Source organism: Bordetella muralis, assembly GCF_965139205.1.
Taxonomy (GTDB): Bacteria; Pseudomonadota; Gammaproteobacteria; order Burkholderiales; family Burkholderiaceae_B; genus Bordetella_A; species Bordetella_A muralis.
Genome location: NZ_CBCSIU010000001.1, coordinates 510,748 through 532,480 on the forward strand (window position 1 = coordinate 510,748; position 21,733 = coordinate 532,480).

Sequence of the window (21,733 nt, forward strand, 5' to 3'; positions counted from 1 at the left end):
CTGCTACTTTTGCGACTGAGCCCGCAAAGCCGTCAGAGTCGTACGAGGTGAAATGGCATCCTGACTGATGCACAGCTCGATCAGCGCCGGCTGCCCCGCCGTTCGTGCGCGCTCAAAAGTCGCGGCGAAATCCTCGGTGCGCTCGACCCGCTCGCCTGCCGCGCCGTAGGCACGCGCCAAGGTCACGAAATCCGGATTATGCAGATCAGTGGCGCACACCCTACCCGGGTAGTGACGTTCCTGGTGCATGCGAATGCTGCCGTACATGGCGTTATTGACCACGATAAAGATCACGTTCAGGCCATACTGCACCGCTGTCGCCATCTCTTGGCCATTCATGAGAAAGCACCCGTCCCCGGCAAAGCACACTACCGTGCGCTCCGGGTGACACAGCTTGGCCGCGATGGCCGCCGGCACCCCGTAGCCCATCGTGCCACTGGTAGGAGCCAGTTGGGTGCGTATGCCGCGATACTGGTAAAAACGTTGCACCCAGAGGGTGTAGTTGCCTGCACCGTTTGTAATGATGCTATCTGCCGGCAAGGTATCGCGCAGATACTTGACGGCTTCTGCCAGGTTCACGTCGCCCGGCATGGGTGTAGGCTCGAGATTGCGCAGATAATCCGCGCGAGCGTCCTCCGCCCAGGATGACCAGTTGCAATCAGCAGGCGCAGGCAACTGCGCCAATTGCATGGCAAAAGGCTCCATGCAGGAATTGATGGCCAGATCTGCTTGATAGACGCGGCCCAGTTCCTCGGCATCGGCATGGACATGGATAAGCCGCTGGCGCGGCCGTGGCACCTCAAACAAGGCATAGCCGTTTGTCGTGGTCTCGCCCAATCTCGGACCGATGGCAAGCACCAGGTCCGCATCGGCGATGCGCTTGGCCAGCTTGGGATCCATGCCCAGGCCGGCTTCGCCAATATAACGATCGTGACAATTGTCGATCAGATCCTGGCGGCGAAACGCGCAAGCGACAGGCAGTTGAAAAGTCTGAGCAAACGCGGCGACGTGCGCGCTGGCCTCTGCCGTCCAGCCGCCGCCACCTAACAGCACCAGAGGACGCTGAGCATGCATCAGCATGACAGTAAGCTCGGTCATCGCTTGCGCAGAAGGAGCCGCCTGTGCCAAACGATAGGCGGGCGCGTCCGCCACCATGACCTGTTCGGCCAACATGTCCTCGGGCAACGCCAACACCACGGGCCCCGGCCGTCCCGACATGGCGATATGAAAGGCTCGGCTGATGTATTCCGGAATACGGCGCGGGTCGTCGATCTGCTCGACCCATTTGGCAATGTGGCCGAACATGTGGCGATAGTCGATTTCCTGCCACGCCTCGCGTCCGAAACAATCTCGCGCTACCTGCCCGACAAAGACGATCAACGGCGTGGAATCCTGCCGGGCAGTGTGAATACCTATACTGGCATTGGTCGCCCCCGGTCCGCGCGTCACAAAGCAGATGCCGGGGCGGCCAGTGAGTTTTCCATAGGCCTCTGCCATATGGGCAGCGCCCCCTTCCTGGCGGCAAACGACCAATTGCATCACGTCCTGGCGTTCATAGAACGCATCGATTGCGGCGAGGAAGCTTTCCCCTGGCACACAAAACGCCGTGTCTACGCCGTGAATCCGCAGACTATCAACCAAAACTTGCCCACCCGTACGGGATACGGTTGTGTTGGCGGGAACATTCATTCATTGCTCCGAGAAGTATTAAAAAACCGCCGCGGGCACGGCAGGCATCAATGCATTCAGTTGGTTCAGCCCGGCGCTCACAGGCAGGTCAGCACGGCTTAAATAGGCAGGGCTCAAATCGGCGATATCGGGACACCCCAACAACGCAAGGTCTACATCAATTTCTCGGGTCAACAAGGCCAGTGCCTGAGCAACGCCGCTCTGCCCGCCGGCTGCCAATCCATACATGGCAGCACGGCCAATGAAAACGGCATCGGCGCCCAGCGCCATCGCCTTTAGCACATCGGTGCCACGCCGCACGCCACTATCTAGCAAGACAGTCAGCCCCGATGCGGCGGCCACGATTTCCGGCAACGCATCCAAAGGAGCAACAGCACCATCCAACTGGCGCCCTCCATGGTTGGATACGAATATTCCGTCCAAGCCCAACGCATGAGCATGTTGCGCATCCTGTACACGCAAGATTCCCTTTACCAACAGCGTGCCCGGCCAACGGTCCCGGATCCAAGCAATGTCATTCCAGGTCATCGCAGCACGGCCGGCTCTGTGATCGCCCTTGGCTGCGGCGATGATGGGACCGCCACGCTGTGCGGTGAAATTCTCGAAATGCGGCATGCCGCGCTTTAGCAAGGTCTGCGCAAAGGTCGACATCAACCAGCGCGGCCGAATCATGCCGCCACAAATCAAGCGTGGCGATAGCTTGAGTGGAATGCTGAAGCCATTGCGTAATTCGTTCTCACGCGCCGAGGCTATGGGTACATCTACCGTTACCACCAGCACCTTGACACCGGCATTCCACACTCTACGCAACAATGGCTCGATGACGTGCTTATCGGCAGGTAAATAGCCTTGATACCACATGTCCGGATTCGCTTGAGCCACCTTTTCCAATGGAGTGGTGGACGCCGCACTCAATACGAACGGAATCCCCGCTTCATACGACGCACGAGCCAAAGCCACGTCGCCCTCGAAGGCGCACAGGCCGGCAACGCCCATGGGACTGATCCCCAGAGGGGCATTGTATTGCCGGCCAAACAATGTGACGCCCAATTGCCGCTGCGACACATTGACCAGCGGCCGTGGCAGAAACCGCCAACGAGAAAATGCCTCGCGATTCGCCCGCATGGCGGTTTGATCTTCGCTGCCGCCATGTACATAGCCATAGATACTGGGCGGCAGGCGCCGTTGGGCGGCACGCTGCAGATCCGCAATTGACAACGCGCTGGGCCTGCACCACATGTCAGGCCTCTGCCTGGGCAGGCGCTGTTTGTTCCAGCCGACCGACGGTCTCCGGAATGATCAAAGCACCCAAGACAAACAATACGCTGATGGCGCCAGCGAATATGCCAAGGGTCGAGGGCAAATCAGCAGGCGTGGCCGCCACCAGCGACACGAATGTCGGCATCATGCCGCCTATCGCAAAACCGATATTCCACGACAGACCCGTACCGGTAGCGCGAATCGACGTCGGGAAGCGTTCATTGAGGAAAATCAGGATAGGCGCAAAACTGGCACAACCCAAACCAGCCAATAGCACTGCGTAGATCCCAAGCGCCATGGGCGTTTGCGCGGTTTGCATCGCGGAATATAAGGCAGGCAAACCAAAGATCTGCAATACGCCCACGGCCAGGAACGCACGCTTGCGACCTATAAACGTGCTCAAATGACCCACAATGATCGACACCACGACAACGATTGCAGAGCATGCCATCAGGATGTTGGCGGCAACATCGCTGGGCGCCTGATTGACGACTTTGAGAAAAGTCGGCAAATAGCCCGAGGTGAGGTAATAACCGCTGCCGCCACCAATGGTCAGCAGCAAATTGACGAACAGCACCGAACGGTATTCACCGGAAAACAGCGTGCGCACGGGGGATCGCACAGTGCCTGCCGTTACGTCGTGACGAGCCTGCTGCGCGCGTGCCGCTTTCTCGGCCGCAACCTTTTTCCACAACGGAGATTCCTCGAGGCGGTTGAAAATAAACAGGCCCAATACCGAACTGATGATGCCCGTAAAGAACATGCAGCGCCATCCCCAGACATCAAACTGATCTCCCGGAAAGATGTGCGACATCGCCATATAGACGAGAGACGCCAATAACGCGCCAATACCTGCGCCGCCGCCGCCGACCAACCCTGACACCGCTCCGCGATAGCGAGGCGAAACCGACTCCGTACCGATCGTATGCGTCGATGCGACCACGCCACCGACAAAGACGCCCTGCACCAAGCGCAACACAATGAACAACACCGGTGCCAATAGACCCACCTGCGCCACCGTGGGCAACAGGCCGAATGCAGCGGTGGAAAAACCGACGCCCACCACGGCCACGATCATGGCGCCTTTGCGCCCCTTTCGATCGGCGTAAGAACCGAACCACGCCGAGCCCAATGGCCGCATCAATAATGTCACCGCAAAAGAGGCATACACGGCAGCCAAAGACAGCATGGCGTGCTCCGAGGGGAAGAACAAGCGTCCCACTACCGGTGCCACATACAACAACACGAAAAGGTCAAACAGGTCGAGGGCCCATCCCATGCAAGAGGCAACCACGGCTCCCGCCACCTGCCTGTTGTTGCCTGCCTCGCTCTGCGATGCAGACTGCTGCACGCTTGTCGACATTTTTTTGCTCCTTTGGATGATTTGATTCGTAGCGACGAGAATTTTTCTATGCCGATCAGCGGATGGCGTCGGCGATCTTCTCGGCGATCATGATGGTTGGAATATTTGTATTGGCCGACGGCAAATGCGGCATCAATGACGCATCGACGACGCGTAGCCCCTGCGTGCCATGTACTCGGCCTTGGTTATCGGTCACGGCGCGAGCGTCAGTAGCTAACCCCATGCGGCACGTGCCGCTGGCATGCCACACACCGAACACCTGGCGGCGGATGAAAGCGGTCAATTCCTGCTCATTGCCCAGCAGATCCGACATCTTGCGTCCGCCGTTGAACGAACGGCTGATCAGAGCCCGGCGCAACGGTGCAGGAGCATCGAGCGCGAGGCCTAACACACGGGTCAGGCGCTCATTGGCCGGGGTATAACGGCTGAGCGCTTTGACGCGCGGCGAAAAAGCGGCGGGAAAGAAATCGCGTTCGTCCTGCCCCAGGCCGCTGGCCCGAACCGTGTTGGCCAGCAAGCGCACCCCCTGAATCAAGCGCGCTACATCGCGGGGATCGTCCAACAGATTCAGATCGACTCGGGGAGGCACATGGGGATCGGGCGACGTCAGTGAGAGCTGCCCACGCGAATAGGGCCGGTTGCACCATAGAAAAAACAAGCCCAGGCGATTGCCGAGCGCATGCCAGGCGGCTCGCGTTGCACTGGATAAGTAAAGATCGGCGTCCTCGCAATCGGCAACGCCTGAACTCACGCGTGCAGCCATCATGCTGGCGCGCCGGCGTGTCAGTGGCACACGAAATTGCGGAGCAAGAAAATGGCAGAACGTCAGTGAGGGATGATCCTGTAATTGCCGACCGACCCCGGGTAGATGCACCGTGCTGGAAATACCCAGGCGCGCCAGACTCTCAGCATCGCCGATACCCGCATGCATCAACAAGACCGGCGATTGCAACGCACCGGCGCAGACAATTACCTCGCGTGCCCGCACGGTAAAACGTTGTCCTGCAGCATCCCGCGCGACGACGCCACTGACCCGGACGCCCTCCATCAACAAACGCAGAACTCGGGTCTTGGCATATATCCGCAAATTAGAACGGCGCCGCGTGGCCTCGTCCAGATAACCAGTGGCTGCCGAGACACGCCGGTCATCTTCATTGGAAAACGCACCTGGAAAAAATCCATCCCCGAATTCCGCATTCTGATCTTGCATCAGCGGCAGGCCCTGACTGCGCAAGCCTTTGGCAAAAGCGTCGCAAAATGGCGGCCACTGAGCAGGCGATATGCGACGTATCGCAATGGGGCCGTCACCGCCATGCAGAGGATGATCGGGAAAATCGAGGTCGCGCTCCAGTTTGCGAAAATAGGGAAGCACGTCGTCCCACCCCCATCCTTGCGCACCGTCTTGCGCCCAGCCGTCGTAATCTCGCGGCAAGCCGCGATTGGCTGATTGGACGTTGATGCTGGAGCCGCCTCCCATCACGCGCCCTTGTTCATAGACTCGACGCGCTGCATTGCGAGTCGCGGCAGCGGTCAACTCGGGCCAGATCCAACGGTCGCCGCAGAACACCGGCATGGGATAGCTGTCCAGAATCTCAGCCGGCTCGGCCCCGGGTGGCGTATCCTCGCCGGCTTCGATCAAGGCGACACGGCAATCGGAGCGCTCTGATAACCGGCGAGCCAATACACAGCCGGCCGATCCACCGCCCACAATCACATAATCGAACGCCCCCATGACGGTGTCCATCTGGATTCCCCTGACTCAGCTGCCGCGAAACTTCGGAGCACGCTTGCCATGGAACGCCTCGACACCCTCACGGAAATCGTCCGAGCTGCGCAGACGGCTATAGCAGTGGCCCTCCAGCTCGATCGACGCCGATAATGATGCATCCTCAGTGTCATTGAGCAGTTTTTTCGCCGTGCGTTGAGCGATGGGAGAAAACGCCACCAACTCGGCCACTAGCTTGTCGGTCGCAGCCTCGAGTTCATTATCGGGCACCACCTCGGTCGCCAATCCCCAATCGTAGGCTTGCTGCCCGCTGATACGGCGAGAACGCATGACCACGTCTTTGGTGCGCGTAATGCCGACCATTTTCTGCAAACGTGCCGATCCGCCCGAGCCCGGAATCTGGCCCAGCTTTTGCTCCGGCAAGGCATATAGTGTTGTCTCACTGGCGATACGGAAATCGCACGCCAGCGAGATTTCGAAACCGACACCAAAGCAATAGCCGCGATTCGCGACGATCACGGGTTTGCTACAACGTGCTGGCGCGGCAATGTTCCAGGCCAACTTCGATACGTGTTCCGGGGAAGCCTCGAGAAATCCCTTGATGTCGCCGCCGCTGGAAAAGTGTTCACCCTCGGCACGTAAAACGATGACCCGGACTCGCTCGTCGTCGTCCAATGCCTCAAAGACCACGCGCAGTTGGTCACGTTGCGGCATGGAGATGACATTCAATGGAGGTCGGTTCAAGATGATGTCGGCGCGCTGTTTTTCTTCGTTGATCTCTACGCGAAAACCGTCGATATTTGCCAACAGGTCATGAGCGGGATGTCGCAAAGTTGTCATGGCGGTAAAACTCCTTCGAAATGAATTCCGTAATACATTGATCGAAACAGGCCCTCGATCGCAAAGATGTCAGGCTTCCTGGTTTACTAAGGGTTTGCGAAGTCCATCCCAGCGCTCTAGCAGATGGGAGTGCTTGATACCGAAGAGATCCAGCACACGTCCCACGGTGTGATTCACCACATCGTCCAGGGACTTTGGTTGGTTATAGAAAGCCGGAACGGGAGGGCAAACGATCGCTCCCATTTCGGTGACACTGGTCATGTTGCGCAGATGCGCCAGATTCAACGGCGTCTCGCGTGCCAGCAACACCACGCGGCGCCGCTCCTTGAGGGCGACGTCCGCGGCGCGGCTGACCAGGTTGTCTGCCATTCCCAGTGCGACGGAGGCCAGCGTCTTCATCGAGCAAGGTGCAATCACCATGCCGTCGGTGGCAAACGATCCGCTGGATATTGACGCACCAATGTCCTTGACGCTATGCACCACGTCGGCCAGGCTTTCTATCTCGGAACGCTTCATCGACAGTTCCTGCGCAGCAGTCAGCGCCCCCGAACTGGACATCACCAGATGGCTTTCCCATTCCGGGTGACGACGTAACTCCTGCAAGATGCGCACGCCATAGATGGCGCCGCTGGCGCCGGTAATGGCAACGACTAGACGTCTGCGAATAGACTCAGTCATGATTGGGTCAACGAAGTGAAATCGACACGCCGTCCTGACTCAATCCAGGTAGCGAGGTCTATCGAGTCTTCGCCAGGCACGCGCACTCGAGTGAAGGTGTGCTCGTGATAGGTCACGGGCCGGGTGGCGTCCAGGCCGAGTTTTGCGCTCAGGCCCTGTTCGTGCACGGGCGCCACTCCATCTCCGGCGCTCACCGTGGTCGAAGGATCCAGCGCGGAACCTTGCGCGCCGCTGATCATCACCATATCGCGGTCCGCCTGAAAACGTGTTGCCACGGCCCATTCGACTTGCTGGGGATCGTGGACCTCGACATCCTCGTCCACAACGATCACTTGTTTGATGTCATAGTGGGCACCAAAGGCACACAAGATGACATTTTTTGGCTGTCCCTCATGCGTTTTGCGCAATTTGACGTAGAGGTGATAACGCCCCACTCCGCCTATCGACAGATGGACGTCCAGGACGTTCGGGAAACTGCGCTGCAGATGGGCGAGTAATGTGGCTTCACGCGGAATGGAACCCAGCAACAAGTGCTCCATTTCTGCCGGTACGATGGTATGGAATATCGGCGCCTGCCTATGGGTGATCGCATCGACGGCGATGACCTCGCGCTGTTCGCGTGCACTGTAGTAACGAGGGAACTCGCCGAATGGCCCCTCCATCTCGCGCTCGTCACATAGAATGCGGCCTTCGATGACGATTTCCGCATCCGCGGGCACATGCACATCGTTGGTCAAGCACTGCGCCACACGCAACGGACGGCCATGCAACGCGCCGGCGATTTCCAACTCGTCGTAATCAATCTGCGTAATTGCCTGCGAAGCCAACAACGTCAAAGGATCGGCTCCGATGACGATCGCAATCGGCAGATCCTCTCCACGCCGCTGCGCCTCTCTGTAAAAGGCATACAGATGACGTGGCAGCATCAGGATCGCCATGCGATCTTTGCCATGCACCTGGATACGGTTGATGGACACGTTTTGAACGCCTGTCGCGGGATTGCGCGCAATCACCATACCCGCCGTGATGTATGGGCCGTTGTCGTGTTCGCTGTGGGTGGGAACGGGCAACACTGCACGCACATCAGGCTGCTGGTGCACAACCTGTTGGCACGGAGCCTCCGCCTGCGACACCAACTGACTGGGCAAGGGCTGCTCGGCAGCCCTGCGGAAGGTGGCCAACAGCTCGGACTCCGCCACGCCCATGGCCTCTGCAATCCATGAACGGCGCGCCATAAAACCGGAGACGACGGGAACGCTGTGACCATCTGGTTGCGGAAAATAGGCCGCCCGCCGGCCGTCCAGGAGCTTGGCGATCGCCACGAGTTCATGTTCAAGAGCAGCCCCCGGCTTTATAACGGCCAGCCGGTCTGTGGCGGACAAGTGGCTGAGCCAGCCACGCAGGTCGGTGTGTACGGTTTTGCGAGCTTCAGAAATCATGATATTCAATTCGACGTTGTCATGGGCGGGATCGGCCGCCGATTATTTGGATCCGGACTCGGCAGCGGCATCGGCCACGTACTCACCCGCGGTCAGCTTGCGGCGCAACACTTTTCCCACAGGCGACTTTGGAATTTCATTGACGAACACATACTCACGCGGCCGCTTGAAATTGAGCAGATCGGAGCGGCGGCAATGAGCGTCCAATTCCGTAGCCTCTACGGAAGTTTTACGCTTGACGAAGGCCACGACGCGCTGTCCCCAACGCTCGTCTGGCATGCCCGCCACAGCCACTTCGTCAACCGCCGGATGCAAAGACAGCACCGACTCGATATCGACGGGAGAGATGTTTTCCCCGCCGCTGATGATCATGTCGTCCACGCGTCCCGTGACGAACAGGTCGCCGTCGTTATCGATGTAGCCCGTGTCGCCTGTGCGATACCATCCATTGCGTATGGATTTGGCATCGGCGTCGGGGCGGTTCCAGTAGCCCTCGAAGGCCTCGTCGCCGGCGAGATCCGCAATGATCTGGCCCTCCTCTCCGGGGGCAGCGAGCTTATCCGGGTCGTCGGCACCCAAGGCAATCACGCGTAGCCGGGTATTGATGCCGGCCTTGCCGGCACTGCCCGGTTTGCGCGTCGCATCGGCATCGACGGCAAAGGTGTAAACCTCGGAGGAACCGTAGTGATTGACGAACAGCTTCGGCTCGAAAACACGGTTCAGGCGCTGAAGCAACGCGTCGTGCATCGGCGCACCAGCAAAGCCCAGTTTGCTGACGGACGAAACGTCGGTCCGGCGCTGCTCCAGGCAGGTCAACATGTCGTGATACAGCGTGGGAACCAAATACAAACAACTCAGACGATGTTGTTCAATCGCCTGCAAGGTCAAGGCCGGGTCAAATTTCGGCATGCACACGAATAGCCCATCCACCAGTGCCATGGCCAGCAGCGAACGCACACCCATGGTGTGATACAGCGGCATGACACCCAATGTGCGTTCACCACGGCCATATAGATTCTGTGCGACATGAGCCAACGCTGCGGCACGCTCGTGGCGGTGACGACGGGGCACACCCTTGGGCTTTCCAGTCGTACCTGATGTGTACAGCATCAGAGAAAAGTCGTCCGCGTTCGCCTCTGGCACTAATGCCGCGCCCCGATGCTCCTCGATCAGAGAGGCGAAACGAATGCAGTCTGCCGCTACGGCGCCGACAGCCACGGTCTGCACGTTACATTGAGCGGCGGCCGGCACGACAGCCTCGGCGCTGATTGGCTCGAAGAATACCGCGCGGACATCTGCATCCTGAATGCAATAGACGACCTCGTCTTCTTTGGCGCGCCAATTCAGCGGTGTCACCACCACGCCGAGAAATTGGCAAGCCCAATGCAGCGTAGCCATCTCATAGCGATTCTGCAGCACAACCAGGACGCGATCCCCTGGGCCCAAACCCATTCCCTTCAGGCCTGCGACCAGCGCAGCAATATCATCGTGCCATTGAGCATAGCTGCATACTCTGTCCCCATCGGCGACAGCCAACGCGCCAGGACTACGCTCGACGCTTTGTAAAAAGGTCCTTCCAAGATCCAGCATGTTCACTCCGCTTTCAGTGAGGCTTCGCGTCGTTCGGCCGCCGTTTCCAGGACCGCCTTGACGATATTCGTGTAGCCCGTGCACCGGCATAGATGCCCCGACAGCATGTCGCGCACCTCTTGCTCGGTCGGGTCGGGATTGCGTTTCAAGTAATCCTGGCAGGACATCAGGATCCCTGCGGTACAGAAACCACATTGCAGAGCGTGATTCCGGCGAAATGCGCGCTGCAGATCATTCAGATCCCGTTCGTCATTGGCCAGCCCCTCGACCGTGTCGATGCAGCGGCCTTCGGCCTGCACCGCCAATGTCATGCATGCACGCCCGGCCACCCCATCAATGAGCACCGTGCAAGCCCCACATACGCCGTGCTCGCAGCCTACGTGCGTGCCCGTCGCCCCCAATCCATGGCGCAGATGGTCGGACAGCAAGGTCCGCGGCTCGCAGGCTGCGCGGCGTGGCTGGCCATTCAAAATGAACGACACGACGTGGGTCTCTTCGCGGCTTAATCGTTTCATGAATTTCCCCCGATCATCTCGTGGTCACTGCCGGCAACTTTCTGCAATACACGTGCGCCCAGCGTGCGTACCAAATGACGGCGGAATATCGCGGACGCGTGTGCATCGTCCTGCGCATCCAGTTGCCAGGCAAAGTCATTCAGAGCGGTTTCCAGATCGGATCCCTTCAGCCTGGGCCATCGCCGCACGGCAGGCCTGTCGGCGACGCCACCGACCGCCAGTGTCAACTGCTTATCGTCGGCTACCGCCGCGACGGAAACGATGGCGAAATCGCCATGTCGCGAAGAGAACTCGTCAAAGGCATAGCGTGTGTCTGGCCGCGCCATGGGATAGCGCACTGCCTCGACAATTTCATCGGCGGCCCGCGCAGTCATCAACATGCCCTGGAAAAACTCCTCCGCGGGCAGCACGCGCTGCTTGCGGCGCGTGCGTAACAGCACCTCGCCTCCCAAAGCGGCCAACACCAATGGCAGTTCCGCGCTGGGATCGGCATGCGCAACAGATCCACAGACTGTGCCGCGATTGCGAATCTGGAAATGCGAGATGAAAGGGATTGCCTGCGCCAACATGGGTACTTCGTTATGCAGATTCGCACGCCACTCCACCTTTGCCTGCGTCGCGGCAGCGCCTACTGTCAACCAACCGTTTTCCGCTTTGACATAGTCCAGATCGGCGGCGCGGGAAATATCGATCAACGCTCCCGGCTGGGCCAAGCGCATGTTCAACACGGCCATCAACGATTGGCCGCCGGCCAGAATGCGACCATCGGAGCCCAGTTCGGCCAAGACATCGACGGCATCTTGTGCACTGTCAGCGCGTATGTAATCAAAGGCTTGCGGCTTCATGATTTGCGTTCCCAACGGTCGAGCAACCGTCGCCACCAGGAGGGCTTGGTCTCGCCAGCGGCCTGCCGACCCAATTGATCGAAAAGTTGGCGCAGCACGATGCGGGCCGCGCCCTCCAACATCCGTCCGCCCACTGCGGCGACTTTGCCTGAGACTTCAGCTTCGTAGTCGTAACTCAGCAAGGTGCCGGCGCCGTCGACGGCCAACGTCACCAGGCCGCTGCCCTTGGCCGTGCCCACGCTGGAGATACCCGTCCCGGACAGACGCAGGCTATGCGGCGGGTTCAGATCGGACAAGGCGACCTCGGCGGCATAACGCGCTTTGATCATTCCCACGCCCACGGTGACATCTGCGCGATAGCGGTTATCACCGTTCGGAGTCAGAGCATTGCAGCCGGGGATAACTTTGGCCAACGCTGCCGGATCCATCAACACGGCGTAGACGGCTTCGGGTGTTGCCGCCAATCTCACTTCGCCACTGGCCGACAGGGATTTACCGCCTTTCGCTGATGCCTTGGGTATTGCCTGCGACCCAGCGGAGGGCGGCGGGTCTGCCATACCCATCAATGCCATGACTTTAGAGGGCGTCAGCGGCAAGGTCACATCACTGACGCCCAGCGCATCGGCTACGGCATTGGCGACACAGACTGGCGTACTCATGTTGTTGCCCTCGCCCAAGCCTTTTGCGCCCAGCGGGGTGAAAGGACTGGGCGTTTCCATGTGCAATATCACTGGCTCTGGAACTTCGCAGGTCGTGGGCACGAGATAATCCGCAAAGGTTCCGGACTGGAAGCTGCCGTCCTGACCGTAGCGGAACTCTTCCATCAGTGCTGCGCCCAGGCCTTGAGCAAATGCACCGCGGATCTGGCCGTCTGCCAGTGCAGGATTGAGGATACGGCCGGCGTCATGCGTGGTGATGTAGCGGTCAATATGTACGCGCCCGGTGACGCGGTCGACTTCAACTGCACATACGTCAAAAGCGAAACCGTAAGCGGCAGAGGTATTGACGCGGTCTTGATCATCTGGCGCAGTCAGCTGCGGCGGCGTCCAGAACACGGTCTCGCGCAAACCTGGTTCAACCCCCTCGGGTAGCAGCGCCGGGGCCCAGTGCGGATTGGCGGCCAGACGGGTAAACGGCTGAGCCGCTTCGGGACGATTGCGCGGCGCGATTTTCCCTTCGGCGAAGATAATCTCGTCGGTCTGGCAGCCGAGTTGCGACGCAGCGATGCTCGCCAGCTTGTCGCGCAACCTGCACGCTGCCAGATGCACGGTGCCGGCAACCGCCCCTGCAAAACGACTGGAATAGTTCCCCGCCGCTACGGACCAACCGTCTTTCTGGGTATCGAACTCGATATTGACGGTGACGTTATCTGGGTCGACACCCAGCACATCGGCGACGATCTGCGCACACACAGTTTTGTGTCCCTGTCCTGCCGGTGCCGATGCGATCACCACGCTGACGCCCCCCAGGGGATCCACCGCCACCGTCGCTGCGGCAATGGCGCCGTTCTTGGGTCCGGCCTTCTCACGAGCCTCGCGCGGCATCACCGTCGTGATATAGCCCATATTGGAGATCGATGGCTCGACGATCGCCGCGTAGCCGATACCGTACAACCCGCCACGAGCGCGTACTTCATCACGACGCGCCAGCAATTGATCCAGTCCGCCTTCGTTGCGGACCAAATCGAGCGCTCCCTGATAGTTCCCCGAATCGATCAAGGCACCAGCCGCGGCCCTATAGGGAAAAGCATCTGCCGCAATGAAGTTCCGGCGATACAGTTCCAGTGGGTCGATACTCAGCTGCTGCGCGATACGCTGCATCAGGCGTTCAAGCGCGAAATACACCTGCGGGCCGCCGAAACCGCGCACCAGGCCTGCGGGCGTCTTGTTGGTCAGCACCACGCGGTTACGCACGGCCAGGTTGCGAATATCGTAGGCGCCCGTGAGACAGCCATGCATGCGATAGAACGTAGCGGGCTCGGGCGCTCGCAGATAACCGCCGCAATCATCGAATTGATCGAAGGACAGTGCGGTAATGCGGCCATCTGCATCGACGGCTGCCTCGATATGCGCCAAGCGCCCGGTCGCCGAGGTTGCGGCCGCCAAATGTTCCAGCCTGTCTTCGACCCACTTTACCGGTGCGCCTGCCTTGCGTGACGCCAGGCACATCAACACCGCGTACGGAAACACGGCCTGCTTCACACCAAAGCTGCCTCCCGAATCCGCGAAGGTGCGATGCCGCAGCCGATTGCCGGGGACTTTGAGGGCCAACGCCATTACGGTATGCAGCGAGAATGGCCCCATGAAATTGGACTGCACGTCGTAGCCGTCCTGCACCGACAGGTACTCGGCGACCACCACTGCACACTCGATAGGCGTGCAGGAATTGCGAGGATAACGTACCGTCAACCCGATTCGATGTGCCGCAGCGGCAAAGGCGGCTTCCGGATCGCCATAATGAAAGGAGCGATCGCTCACGATATTGCTGCCGACCTTTTCGTGCAGGACTGGCGCATCGTCCGCAATGGCATCATCAATCGAGACGGCTGCGCCTAACGGCTCATAAGCGACCTGGATCAGATCCACGCCGTCTTCTGCGAGGTACCTGTTTTCCGCTATCACAACGGCGACGGGTTCGCCCACGTAACGTACATGGTCAATGGCGAGCGACCATTGCTCCATCGGTTGTTTGACCCCGACGACAAATGGGCGTGACCACGCCGCGAGGTCCGGTCCGGTCAACACTGCACGTACACCCGGTAAGGCCAGGGCTCGCGTACTGTCGATACCGGTCAATTTCGCATGAGCATGTGGCGAACGCACGATGGCGGCATGCAGGGTGCCCGGGCGTAACGCGGCATCGTCGCCATACTGACCACGTCCGGTCAGTATGGCCTGGTCCTCTACCCGTTGCCGCCGCGTTCCGACATGCTTACGTGTCGCGTCCAGCGTCGATTGATTGCTTGCGTCCATATTGTTGCTACCAAGCGTAGAGATGTTCCATATGTGTCACTCTGCCTTGATCCCGGCGCGTTCGATGACAGCGCCCCAGGTCTTCAGTTGCTGAGCGTAAAAATCGTGGAAACTCTGCACCGAGCCACCGACCGGCTCAACGCCCTGATCCGCGAAGATTTTTTTGACCTCCGGCGATTTCAAAGCTTGATTCAAGACCTCGTTCAAGCGTTCGACAATGGGCGCAGGTGTGCCTGCCGGGGCGGCCAGGCCGTACCAGACGGATACGCCAAAGCCGGGATAGCCTTGCTCGGCCACGGTGGGGATGTCGGGCGCGAGCGGTGAACGGTTATCGCTGGTCACGGCCAGGGCTCGTTCTTTGCCGGCTCTCATTTGCGGCAAAGCGCTGGGCGCGTTGTCGAACATAACGTCGACCTCACCGCCAAGCAGTGCGGTCACCATCTGCGAACTGCCTTTGTAGGGCACATGCATGGCCGAGATCTTGGCGACCTCTTCGAAGTACGCCATGGTCAGATGATTTGAGGTGCCGATCCCTGCTGTGGCGTAATTCATCTGGCCCGGCTTCTGTTGCGCCTGTTTGACAAAATCGGCCAGTGTTTGCATCGGTGAATCCGCCTTTACCACCAGAAAATTAGGTGTCTGGGCGCCGACGATAATGGGAGAGAAATCTTTCTGCCCATCGTAGGGCAGCTTTTTGTACAAGAACGTATTCGCGACCAGAGGAAAACCGACGACGGTCAGGGTATAGCCGTCCGGTGCGGCGCGAGCGCCTTGCTCGGTGCCGACGATCGTGCCTGCTCCGGGTTTGTTTTCGACGATAAAGGGTTGCCCCAGCGCCTCTTGCAGTTTCTTTGAAAACAGACGCGCCATCGTGTCGTTGAAACCGCCTGGCGTGTACGGCACGATGATCCGTACGGCTTTTTCGGGATAGGCGGCCTCGACCGCTGTGGCATGTCCAGCCGCCAGTCCCAGTATTGCTGCCGCGGCATACCGCCCTATCGTTTTAATCATGAATAGTCTCCGTGGTGCGGGCTTTTTCGCCCTCTTCTTAATGTGTGAACTGCGGGTGGCGTTATTGCCCTACGACGCCCGCTTCTTGGTAGATATGCTTGATTTCCATGAAGTCGATCAACGCATCAAAGCCGTGCAGACGGCCAATGCCACTGCGTCGATAGCCGCCAGTCTCGGCCTCTGCAAACAGTTTGTTGTGATCATTGATCCACACGGTGCCATTGCGTAGTGCTCGAGCCACACGCATTGAACGCGCACCATCATGTGTCCACACGCTGGCCGACAGGCCATAGTCGGTGTGATTGGCACGCGCGACAGCCTCGGCCTCATCCTCGAATCGCTCCAGCACCAGCAAGGGACCGAAGATCTCTTCCTGCACGAAAAAGGCATTGGTATCTCGATGAGCAACCAACGAAGGCGACATAAAGCAGCCCGGGGCGAGCTCCCCCTGCAACCGATGCCCCGCCAGCACCACCTCGTCTGCGGTTTGCTGAGCGGCATCGATGCCTGCTTGCACTTGCTGCAATGCGTTGGGGTCGATCAGCGGCCCGATCTGGGAACCCGGCGCGTCGCCCGGCCCGACTTTCAGTACGGCCAGAGCATCACGCAGCGCGAGCTTCATTTCCTCGTAACGCGAGGCATGCACCAGCACTCGCCGCGCAGCGGTGCACTGCTGGCCCGAGATGATGGTGGCTGCCGCAGCCAAGCGCGGCGCAGCCCATTTCACATCGACATCATCGAACACCACACAGCATGATTTGCCGCCCAACTCCAGCGAGAGCTTTTTCATGGTTGGCGCGGCAGCAGCCATAATGCGCTGTCCTACCGCGTTAGACCCCGTAAAGCTGATCACATCCACATCGGATGAGGACACCAGCGCTTGAGCCACCTCGTTCCCGCTTTCTGTCAGTAGATTCACCACGCCTGCAGGGACATCAGGGTCGCCCACCAAGGGCGCAATCAAGGCCGCGCTCAAGCGCGCCGTTTGCCATGCAGACTTGATGACCACCGTGCAGCCCGCCGCCATGGCGGGAGTCAAGGCGCGGATAAGCAATACCGCAGGTGCATTCCACGGAATGATCAGACCAGCAACGCCAGCCGGCTCTTTTAACAGCGTCGCGAAAGCGCCCGGCTCGACTTCAAAGACATGACCCGGGATGTGGCGGGTCAGTCCAGCGTAGTAACGGATCTCGGAAATCGCCGCTGCGATTTCACCGCGCGACTGCGCCAGGACCTTGCCATTTTCCAGGGTCAGTAACTGTGCCAGCGATTCCGATTGCGATTCCAACTGATCGGCCCAACGCAACATTGCCATCTGACGGCGGCGCGGGCTCTGCGCCCATGCGGTGCCATAAAAAGCCTGGTGTGCCGCCGCAATAGCCGTTTGCGCGTCCTGGGCGTCACTGTCGGCGTAGTACCCGGCGACAGCACCGGTAGCAGGATCGTGCCTGACCCCTACACGCCCGCCCTCTGCCGTCGCCCAACGGCCTGCGATCAGATTCAGCGCTTGCTTGGTCTGCTGCTGGCTACGGGCCTGTGATTCGTGTGCGGGTTGCGCCATTGCTGCCTCCATCAAGTACGGGTTTGTGAACCTCGTTTTGTCAGGAGGGCAGTCTAGATATCGGTAAATATCAGGTCAATTAATATTTAATTATTAAGTTCATCATATATGGTGATAACCAAACTGCCATTGATGATTCCGGCAGCATGTACCCCCATCAGTGCGATCGGGGGCATGGACAAAAGACAAGGCTCTCATTGCAGAGGAATCGCAGCGTCCACGACGACCTGACGCCACTTGTCCATTTGCGCCGTGATGAAAGCAGCAAAATCCGCCGAGCTGCCTCCTGTGGGGACGACGCCCTGCTCCCGAAATATTTTCTTGACCTCTTCTGTCGCCAGGATGGCGTTAATCTGGGTATTGAGTTTCTGCAGAATCGGTTCGGGAGTCCCCGCAGGCGCGACAAAGCCATGCCAGGACGAAACGTGATACCCGGGAACGCCGGCCTCAGCGACGGTGGGCAGATCTGGCATCAACGGTGACCGATGCTCGTCAGCAATGGCGATGGCGCGCACCTTGCCTGACTGAATGAACGGCAAAACGTGCGGGAACGCATCGAATGCCAGTTCTACCTGGCCGCCCGCCAGATCCGTCAACATTGGGGTACTGCCTTTGTAGGGAATCTGGGTCATTTCCACCGAAGCCATGCGCTCGAACAATGCCATGGCCAAATGATTCGAAGATCCGCTGCCCGAGGACCCATAATTGATCTGGCGTGGGCGGGCACGCGCGGCATCCACCACTGCGCCGACGCTCTTCAAGGATGAGTCGGCATGCACGGCCAACAGCATGGGAGATTGCCCTGCCAGGATCACTGGCGCGAAATCCTTGGCCGTGTCATAGGGCAAGGACCGATACAACGCCGGGTTGGCGGCAAAGGGAAACTGCGCCACCAGCAAGGTATAGCCATCCGGCGCGGCCTTGGCCACGATCGAGGTGCCAATGATGGTTCCTGCTCCGGGTTTATTGTCTACGACTACCGGCTGCCCCCAGGCCGCACTCAGCTTGCTGGCTACCACGCGGCCCAGTGTGTCATTGAACCCGCCTGGCGGATAAGGCACGACGATATGGATAGGTTTTTGCGGATAGTCATGCGCCTGCGCAGTTGCGCCGCAAACCATCATCCCAGCAGCCGCCATGATGGCTGCGATACGTTTGAGTTCTCGAAACATGTGCCCCCCTCCGTTAAAAGAATGCGCGCGGCAGCGCCGTGGAGCCCCGCCTGCCTTATTTGTGCGGAGAGTCTAGAAATGGGCATATATCAGGTCAATTAATTTTTAATGATCACAATAATCACTATTTATGATGAAATAGACATCTGAGTTTTGCGCAGTGCTTGAGCACGCCATGTTTTGGGGACCCTATGGAATTCCGGCAAATTCAATATTTCATCTGCCTCTTTGAAGAAGGCTCCGTCACGCGCGCAGCACGCCGGCTCAACATTGTGCAACCGGCGTTGAGCATGCAAATCGCGCGCTTGGAGGACGAGCTGGGGCAACAGCTGTTCGAGCGCAGCCAACAAGGCATGCAACCGACTTCGGCCGCGCGCCAGATGTACCGGCTTTTTTTACCGATCTTGCGTGATTTCACGCACGCTCGTGAACAAGTCCTGCGCAAGGACGGCGAGCTGCATGGGCACGTCAACATCGGCATCATCGCCTCTGTGGCTCAAGGCGTGTTGTCGGATGCCGTAGAAGAGTTCACGACGCAGCATCCCAAGGTCACCCTGACGGTGACTGACGGCTATAGCGCTACGCTGGCAGACCGCGTCGCCGGCGGCGAGCTGGACGCCGCATTCATCAACAAGCCCCGTCGCCCGCTGGCGCTGAACCTGGAACATGTTGTCGACGAGGACATGGTATTGGTGACGGGGGCCGACTATCACCAGCACTTGCCGGCTAGCGTGCCGTTACGCGACGTCATTGCATTAGACCTGGCCTTGCCGACGCGCAAACATGGGCTGCGGCTGATTCTGGAGAGCTTCGCCCAGGCAGAGGACATCGATCTGACGCCCGTCTTCGAATTCGACTCCATTGTGTCCATCATCAAGCTTGTAGAGCGCACCCGATTTGTTACGCTACTGCCCCGCGTCGCGATCAGCAATCGGGAGCAACGGGGCCGGCTGAAATGCCATGAGGTGGTTTCACCGCGGCTCATTCGCCAAATCGCTCGCGTCACTCATCCGCGCCGCGCGTTGAGCGCCGAGGCTTCTGCGTTTGTGGCTTTATTATCTGAACATATGCGCCGGTTGGACACATCCCAGCAATCCACTACATCCTCTAAGAAATAGGTTTTTTTATGTCGCAGCGATTCCCCCGCTTTGCCGCGTTGATGGCAGGCATCATTCTCTCGGCCGCTGGAGCGGCCCATGCAGCCTATCCTGAACGGCCCATCAACCTCGTCGTGCCCTTTCCTCCGGGCCAGGCGACCGATATTTTTGCCCGCATGGTAGCCGAGCAGTTGGCTAAAGAAGTCGGCCAGCCAGTCGTGGTCGAGAACAAGGCAGGTGCCGGCAGCAACATCGGTATGCAGTTCGTACATCGCGCCGAGCCCGATGGCTACACGCTGGTCGTCGGCGGCAGCGCTGCTGCAGTGAACCAGACGCTATATAGCAACCCAGGCTACTCGCTGCAGAAAGACTTCACGCCGGTAGGCGGCATCTTTACCGTGCCTCTGGTATTTTTGGCCAATCCCAATAGCGGCATCACTTCGTTGCCGCAATTGATAGAAAAAGCCAAGGCCAAACCGAACGAATTGGCGTATGCCAGCGCAGGGATTGGCGGCACGCAGCACCTCTCGGCTGAAATGTTCAAAGCCGACGCCGGCGTCGAGATACGCCACATTCCCTACAAAGGCAGTGGTCCCGCGCAAGCAGACTTTCTGGGCAATCATGTCCCGTTGATGGTGGACTCCGTCACGGCTGCGTTGCCGCACATCAGTTCGCATGCTGCCGTGGCGCTTGCCGTCACGACGAGCAAACGTGTGCCGCAGTTGCCCGATGTGCCCACCGTTGCGGAATCGGGTTTGCCGGGATTTGAGGCGGTGGGTTGGGCCATGGTGTTTGCCCCCGCACAGACGCCTGCCGATGTGGTGACGTACCTCAACCAAAAAATCAACGCGATTCTACAGTCGCCCGAGATGCAAAAAGCCTTGGCTGATCGAGGCGGGCAGCCGTTGGTCTACACCCCCGATGAGGGTAAACGCTTTGTCGACCAGGAGGTCGCGAAATGGGGCAATGCCGTCAAGAAATCGGGTGCGTCGGTTGACTGACGCTCTGCCATGCTGACCTTCAAGCAGATCGAAGCCCTGTATTGGGTGGTGCAGCTGGGCGGCTTTGCCAATGCGGCAGAGCGGCTCAATACCACCCAATCGGCGATCACCAAGCGGATTCAGGAACTGGAGACGAATTTCGGTATCCAGATCTTTGACCGCAGCGGCCAAAAGGCCACGCTGACGCGCATGGGCGAAGAGCTGCTGGATATGGCGGCGGACCTGCTGGGACGGCGCGATCAGATGCTGCTCAAGATGAAAGGCTTCAAGCCTTTCTCGGGCTCGCTGCGTTTGGGCATTACGGAAATCACGGCGATGACCTGGCTGCCCAAGCTGATGACGGAATTGCGAACGCTGTTTCCTGAACTGGTCGTATTGCCGAAAATCGGCTTGGCCTGGCAATTGCAGCAGAGCTTGCTGCAAGGGCAATTGGACATGGCGATCCTGCATCGGGAATTACGCAATCCGTTTCTGGAGGCCGAGCCGATCGCACAGGTGAATTTTTCGTGGGCAGGCAGTCCGGATGTGATTTCCCCGACCAAGGTCTATACCCCAGAGGATCTGTCCCGGCTGAACATTATTCGCCAGGACCCGGATTCGGGTCTGAATGCGATTTATGACGAGTGGTTTGCCCCGTATACGCCGCAGTCGAATCTGTTCACCATCAACAGCCTGCAGGCGATGGTAGGGATGGCGGTGGCCGGGTTCGGCGTGGCCTGCATGCCAGAGGACTATTTTTCAGAGCTGTTTGCGAGCCGCAAACTGGTAGTCGCCCGCACGACGAAGGCCATGCCTTCGTCGCTGTACTGCGCCATGTATGCCAAACAGTCGAACACCATGTTCTATCAGGAAATCGCGCGCATCGCGCGCGAGGTGTGCGATTTTTCTCAGCCGTATGGCGGGCTCAGCGCGTAACGCCAGGCCGTTGGCACCAACGGTTTGATATCGAAGCTTTGACGCTCGGTGCTGGGCCC

17 protein-coding genes are annotated in these 21,733 nt (G+C 59.2%); 3 read left to right on the top strand and 14 right to left on the bottom strand.

Annotated elements, in window-relative coordinates; translation table 11 throughout:
- Positions 1 to 3: 3 nt before the first annotated feature.
- The 14 genes from ACNA0I_RS02365 to ACNA0I_RS02430 all read right to left on the bottom strand — a co-directional run bounded on the left by ACNA0I_RS02365 (position 4) and on the right by ACNA0I_RS02430 (position 18,661).
- Positions 4 to 1,689 carry a thiamine pyrophosphate-binding protein gene (locus ACNA0I_RS02365; protein ID WP_415804453.1) on the bottom strand — a complete coding sequence of 562 codons (1,686 nt, stop codon included), beginning with the start codon at positions 1,687 to 1,689 and terminating at the stop codon, positions 4 to 6.
- Positions 1,690 to 1,707: 18 nt separating this feature from the next.
- Positions 1,708 to 2,928 (bottom strand): alpha-hydroxy acid oxidase, encoded by a 1,221-nt coding sequence (locus ACNA0I_RS02370; RefSeq protein ID WP_415804454.1) that lies wholly within the window; start codon positions 2,926 to 2,928, stop codon positions 1,708 to 1,710.
- Position 2,929: 1 nt separating this feature from the next.
- The gene (locus ACNA0I_RS02375) at positions 2,930 to 4,312 is read right to left on the bottom strand and encodes an MFS transporter (RefSeq protein WP_415804455.1); all 1,383 of its coding nucleotides are present in this window, start codon (positions 4,310 to 4,312) and stop codon (positions 2,930 to 2,932) included.
- Between the two features lie 55 nt (positions 4,313 to 4,367).
- Positions 4,368 to 6,044, bottom strand: a complete 1,677-nt coding sequence (locus tag ACNA0I_RS02380) for a GMC family oxidoreductase (RefSeq protein ID WP_415804826.1) — start codon at positions 6,042 to 6,044, stop codon at positions 4,368 to 4,370.
- Between the two features lie 27 nt (positions 6,045 to 6,071).
- On the bottom strand, positions 6,072 to 6,878 hold the full coding sequence (locus tag ACNA0I_RS02385) for an enoyl-CoA hydratase/isomerase family protein (RefSeq protein WP_415804456.1): 807 nt from the start codon (positions 6,876 to 6,878) through the stop codon (positions 6,072 to 6,074).
- A gap of 69 nt (positions 6,879 to 6,947) precedes the next feature.
- Positions 6,948 to 7,556: a UbiX family flavin prenyltransferase gene (locus ACNA0I_RS02390; protein ID WP_415804457.1), complete on the bottom strand. Its 609-nt coding sequence runs from the start codon at positions 7,554 to 7,556 to the stop codon at positions 6,948 to 6,950.
- Positions 7,553 to 8,995, bottom strand: coding sequence for a UbiD family decarboxylase (locus ACNA0I_RS02395; RefSeq protein ID WP_415804458.1), 1,443 nt, complete (start codon positions 8,993 to 8,995; stop codon positions 7,553 to 7,555). The genes ACNA0I_RS02390 and ACNA0I_RS02395 overlap by 4 nt, the downstream gene beginning before the upstream one ends.
- 42 nt (positions 8,996 to 9,037) lie before the next feature.
- Entirely contained in the window at positions 9,038 to 10,585 is a 1,548-nt protein-coding gene (locus tag ACNA0I_RS02400) for an AMP-binding protein (RefSeq protein ID WP_415804459.1), read from the bottom strand.
- A gap of 2 nt (positions 10,586 to 10,587) precedes the next feature.
- On the bottom strand, positions 10,588 to 11,100 hold the full coding sequence (locus tag ACNA0I_RS02405) for a (2Fe-2S)-binding protein (RefSeq protein ID WP_415804461.1): 513 nt from the start codon (positions 11,098 to 11,100) through the stop codon (positions 10,588 to 10,590).
- Positions 11,097 to 11,945, bottom strand: a complete 849-nt coding sequence (locus tag ACNA0I_RS02410; RefSeq protein WP_415804462.1) for an FAD binding domain-containing protein — start codon at positions 11,943 to 11,945, stop codon at positions 11,097 to 11,099. Before ACNA0I_RS02410 ends, ACNA0I_RS02405 begins: the two co-directional genes overlap by 4 nt.
- Positions 11,942 to 14,917, bottom strand: a complete 2,976-nt coding sequence (locus ACNA0I_RS02415) for a xanthine dehydrogenase family protein molybdopterin-binding subunit (RefSeq protein ID WP_415804463.1) — start codon at positions 14,915 to 14,917, stop codon at positions 11,942 to 11,944. Before ACNA0I_RS02415 ends, ACNA0I_RS02410 begins: the two co-directional genes overlap by 4 nt.
- A gap of 36 nt (positions 14,918 to 14,953) precedes the next feature.
- Entirely contained in the window at positions 14,954 to 15,928 is a 975-nt protein-coding gene (locus ACNA0I_RS02420) for a Bug family tripartite tricarboxylate transporter substrate binding protein (protein WP_415804464.1), read from the bottom strand.
- A gap of 61 nt (positions 15,929 to 15,989) precedes the next feature.
- Entirely contained in the window at positions 15,990 to 17,489 is a 1,500-nt protein-coding gene (locus ACNA0I_RS02425; RefSeq protein ID WP_415804465.1) for an aldehyde dehydrogenase family protein, read from the bottom strand.
- Positions 17,490 to 17,683: 194 nt separating this feature from the next.
- Positions 17,684 to 18,661, bottom strand: a complete 978-nt coding sequence (locus ACNA0I_RS02430) for a tripartite tricarboxylate transporter substrate binding protein (protein WP_415804466.1) — start codon at positions 18,659 to 18,661, stop codon at positions 17,684 to 17,686.
- Positions 18,662 to 18,852: 191 nt separating this feature from the next.
- Between ACNA0I_RS02430 and ACNA0I_RS02435 the strand changes: the two genes are divergently transcribed.
- The 3 genes from ACNA0I_RS02435 to ACNA0I_RS02445 are packed head-to-tail and all read left to right on the top strand — an operon-like array spanning position 18,853 to position 21,674.
- Positions 18,853 to 19,779 carry a LysR family transcriptional regulator gene (locus ACNA0I_RS02435; protein WP_415804467.1) on the top strand — a complete coding sequence of 309 codons (927 nt, stop codon included), beginning with the start codon at positions 18,853 to 18,855 and terminating at the stop codon, positions 19,777 to 19,779.
- 8 nt (positions 19,780 to 19,787) lie between these two features.
- The gene (locus ACNA0I_RS02440) at positions 19,788 to 20,759 is read left to right on the top strand and encodes a Bug family tripartite tricarboxylate transporter substrate binding protein (protein ID WP_415804468.1); all 972 of its coding nucleotides are present in this window, start codon (positions 19,788 to 19,790) and stop codon (positions 20,757 to 20,759) included.
- Between the two features lie 9 nt (positions 20,760 to 20,768).
- A complete protein-coding gene (locus tag ACNA0I_RS02445; protein ID WP_415804469.1) occupies positions 20,769 to 21,674 on the top strand; it encodes a LysR family transcriptional regulator in 906 nt (301 codons plus the stop codon).
- The last annotated feature ends 59 nt before the right edge of the window (positions 21,675 to 21,733 follow it).

What these genes read in the sequence shown, in the direction of transcription:
- ACNA0I_RS02415 (WP_415804463.1), bottom strand. Translation starts at nt 14,917, where the DNA reads ATGGACGCAAGCAATCAATCGACGCTGGACGCGACACGTAAGCATGTC.
- ACNA0I_RS02385 (WP_415804456.1), bottom strand. Translation starts at nt 6,878, where the DNA reads ATGACAACTTTGCGACATCCCGCTCATGACCTGTTGGCAAATATCGAC.
- ACNA0I_RS02425 (WP_415804465.1), bottom strand. Translation starts at nt 17,489, where the DNA reads ATGGCGCAACCCGCACACGAATCACAGGCCCGTAGCCAGCAGCAGACC.
- ACNA0I_RS02435 (WP_415804467.1), top strand. Translation starts at nt 18,853, where the DNA reads ATGGAATTCCGGCAAATTCAATATTTCATCTGCCTCTTTGAAGAAGGC.
- ACNA0I_RS02390 (WP_415804457.1), bottom strand. Translation starts at nt 7,556, where the DNA reads ATGACTGAGTCTATTCGCAGACGTCTAGTCGTTGCCATTACCGGCGCC.
- ACNA0I_RS02405 (WP_415804461.1), bottom strand. Translation starts at nt 11,100, where the DNA reads ATGAAACGATTAAGCCGCGAAGAGACCCACGTCGTGTCGTTCATTTTG.
- ACNA0I_RS02445 (WP_415804469.1), top strand. Translation starts at nt 20,769, where the DNA reads ATGCTGACCTTCAAGCAGATCGAAGCCCTGTATTGGGTGGTGCAGCTG.
- ACNA0I_RS02410 (WP_415804462.1), bottom strand. Translation starts at nt 11,945, where the DNA reads ATGAAGCCGCAAGCCTTTGATTACATACGCGCTGACAGTGCACAAGAT.
- ACNA0I_RS02440 (WP_415804468.1), top strand. Translation starts at nt 19,788, where the DNA reads ATGTCGCAGCGATTCCCCCGCTTTGCCGCGTTGATGGCAGGCATCATT.
- ACNA0I_RS02430 (WP_415804466.1), bottom strand. Translation starts at nt 18,661, where the DNA reads ATGTTTCGAGAACTCAAACGTATCGCAGCCATCATGGCGGCTGCTGGG.
- ACNA0I_RS02380 (WP_415804826.1), bottom strand. Translation starts at nt 6,044, where the DNA reads ATGGGGGCGTTCGATTATGTGATTGTGGGCGGTGGATCGGCCGGCTGT.
- ACNA0I_RS02365 (WP_415804453.1), bottom strand. Translation starts at nt 1,689, where the DNA reads ATGAATGTTCCCGCCAACACAACCGTATCCCGTACGGGTGGGCAAGTT.
- ACNA0I_RS02395 (WP_415804458.1), bottom strand. Translation starts at nt 8,995, where the DNA reads ATGATTTCTGAAGCTCGCAAAACCGTACACACCGACCTGCGTGGCTGG.
- ACNA0I_RS02370 (WP_415804454.1), bottom strand. Translation starts at nt 2,928, where the DNA reads ATGTGGTGCAGGCCCAGCGCGTTGTCAATTGCGGATCTGCAGCGTGCC.
- ACNA0I_RS02400 (WP_415804459.1), bottom strand. Translation starts at nt 10,585, where the DNA reads ATGCTGGATCTTGGAAGGACCTTTTTACAAAGCGTCGAGCGTAGTCCT.
- ACNA0I_RS02375 (WP_415804455.1), bottom strand. Translation starts at nt 4,312, where the DNA reads ATGTCGACAAGCGTGCAGCAGTCTGCATCGCAGAGCGAGGCAGGCAAC.
- ACNA0I_RS02420 (WP_415804464.1), bottom strand. Translation starts at nt 15,928, where the DNA reads ATGATTAAAACGATAGGGCGGTATGCCGCGGCAGCAATACTGGGACTG.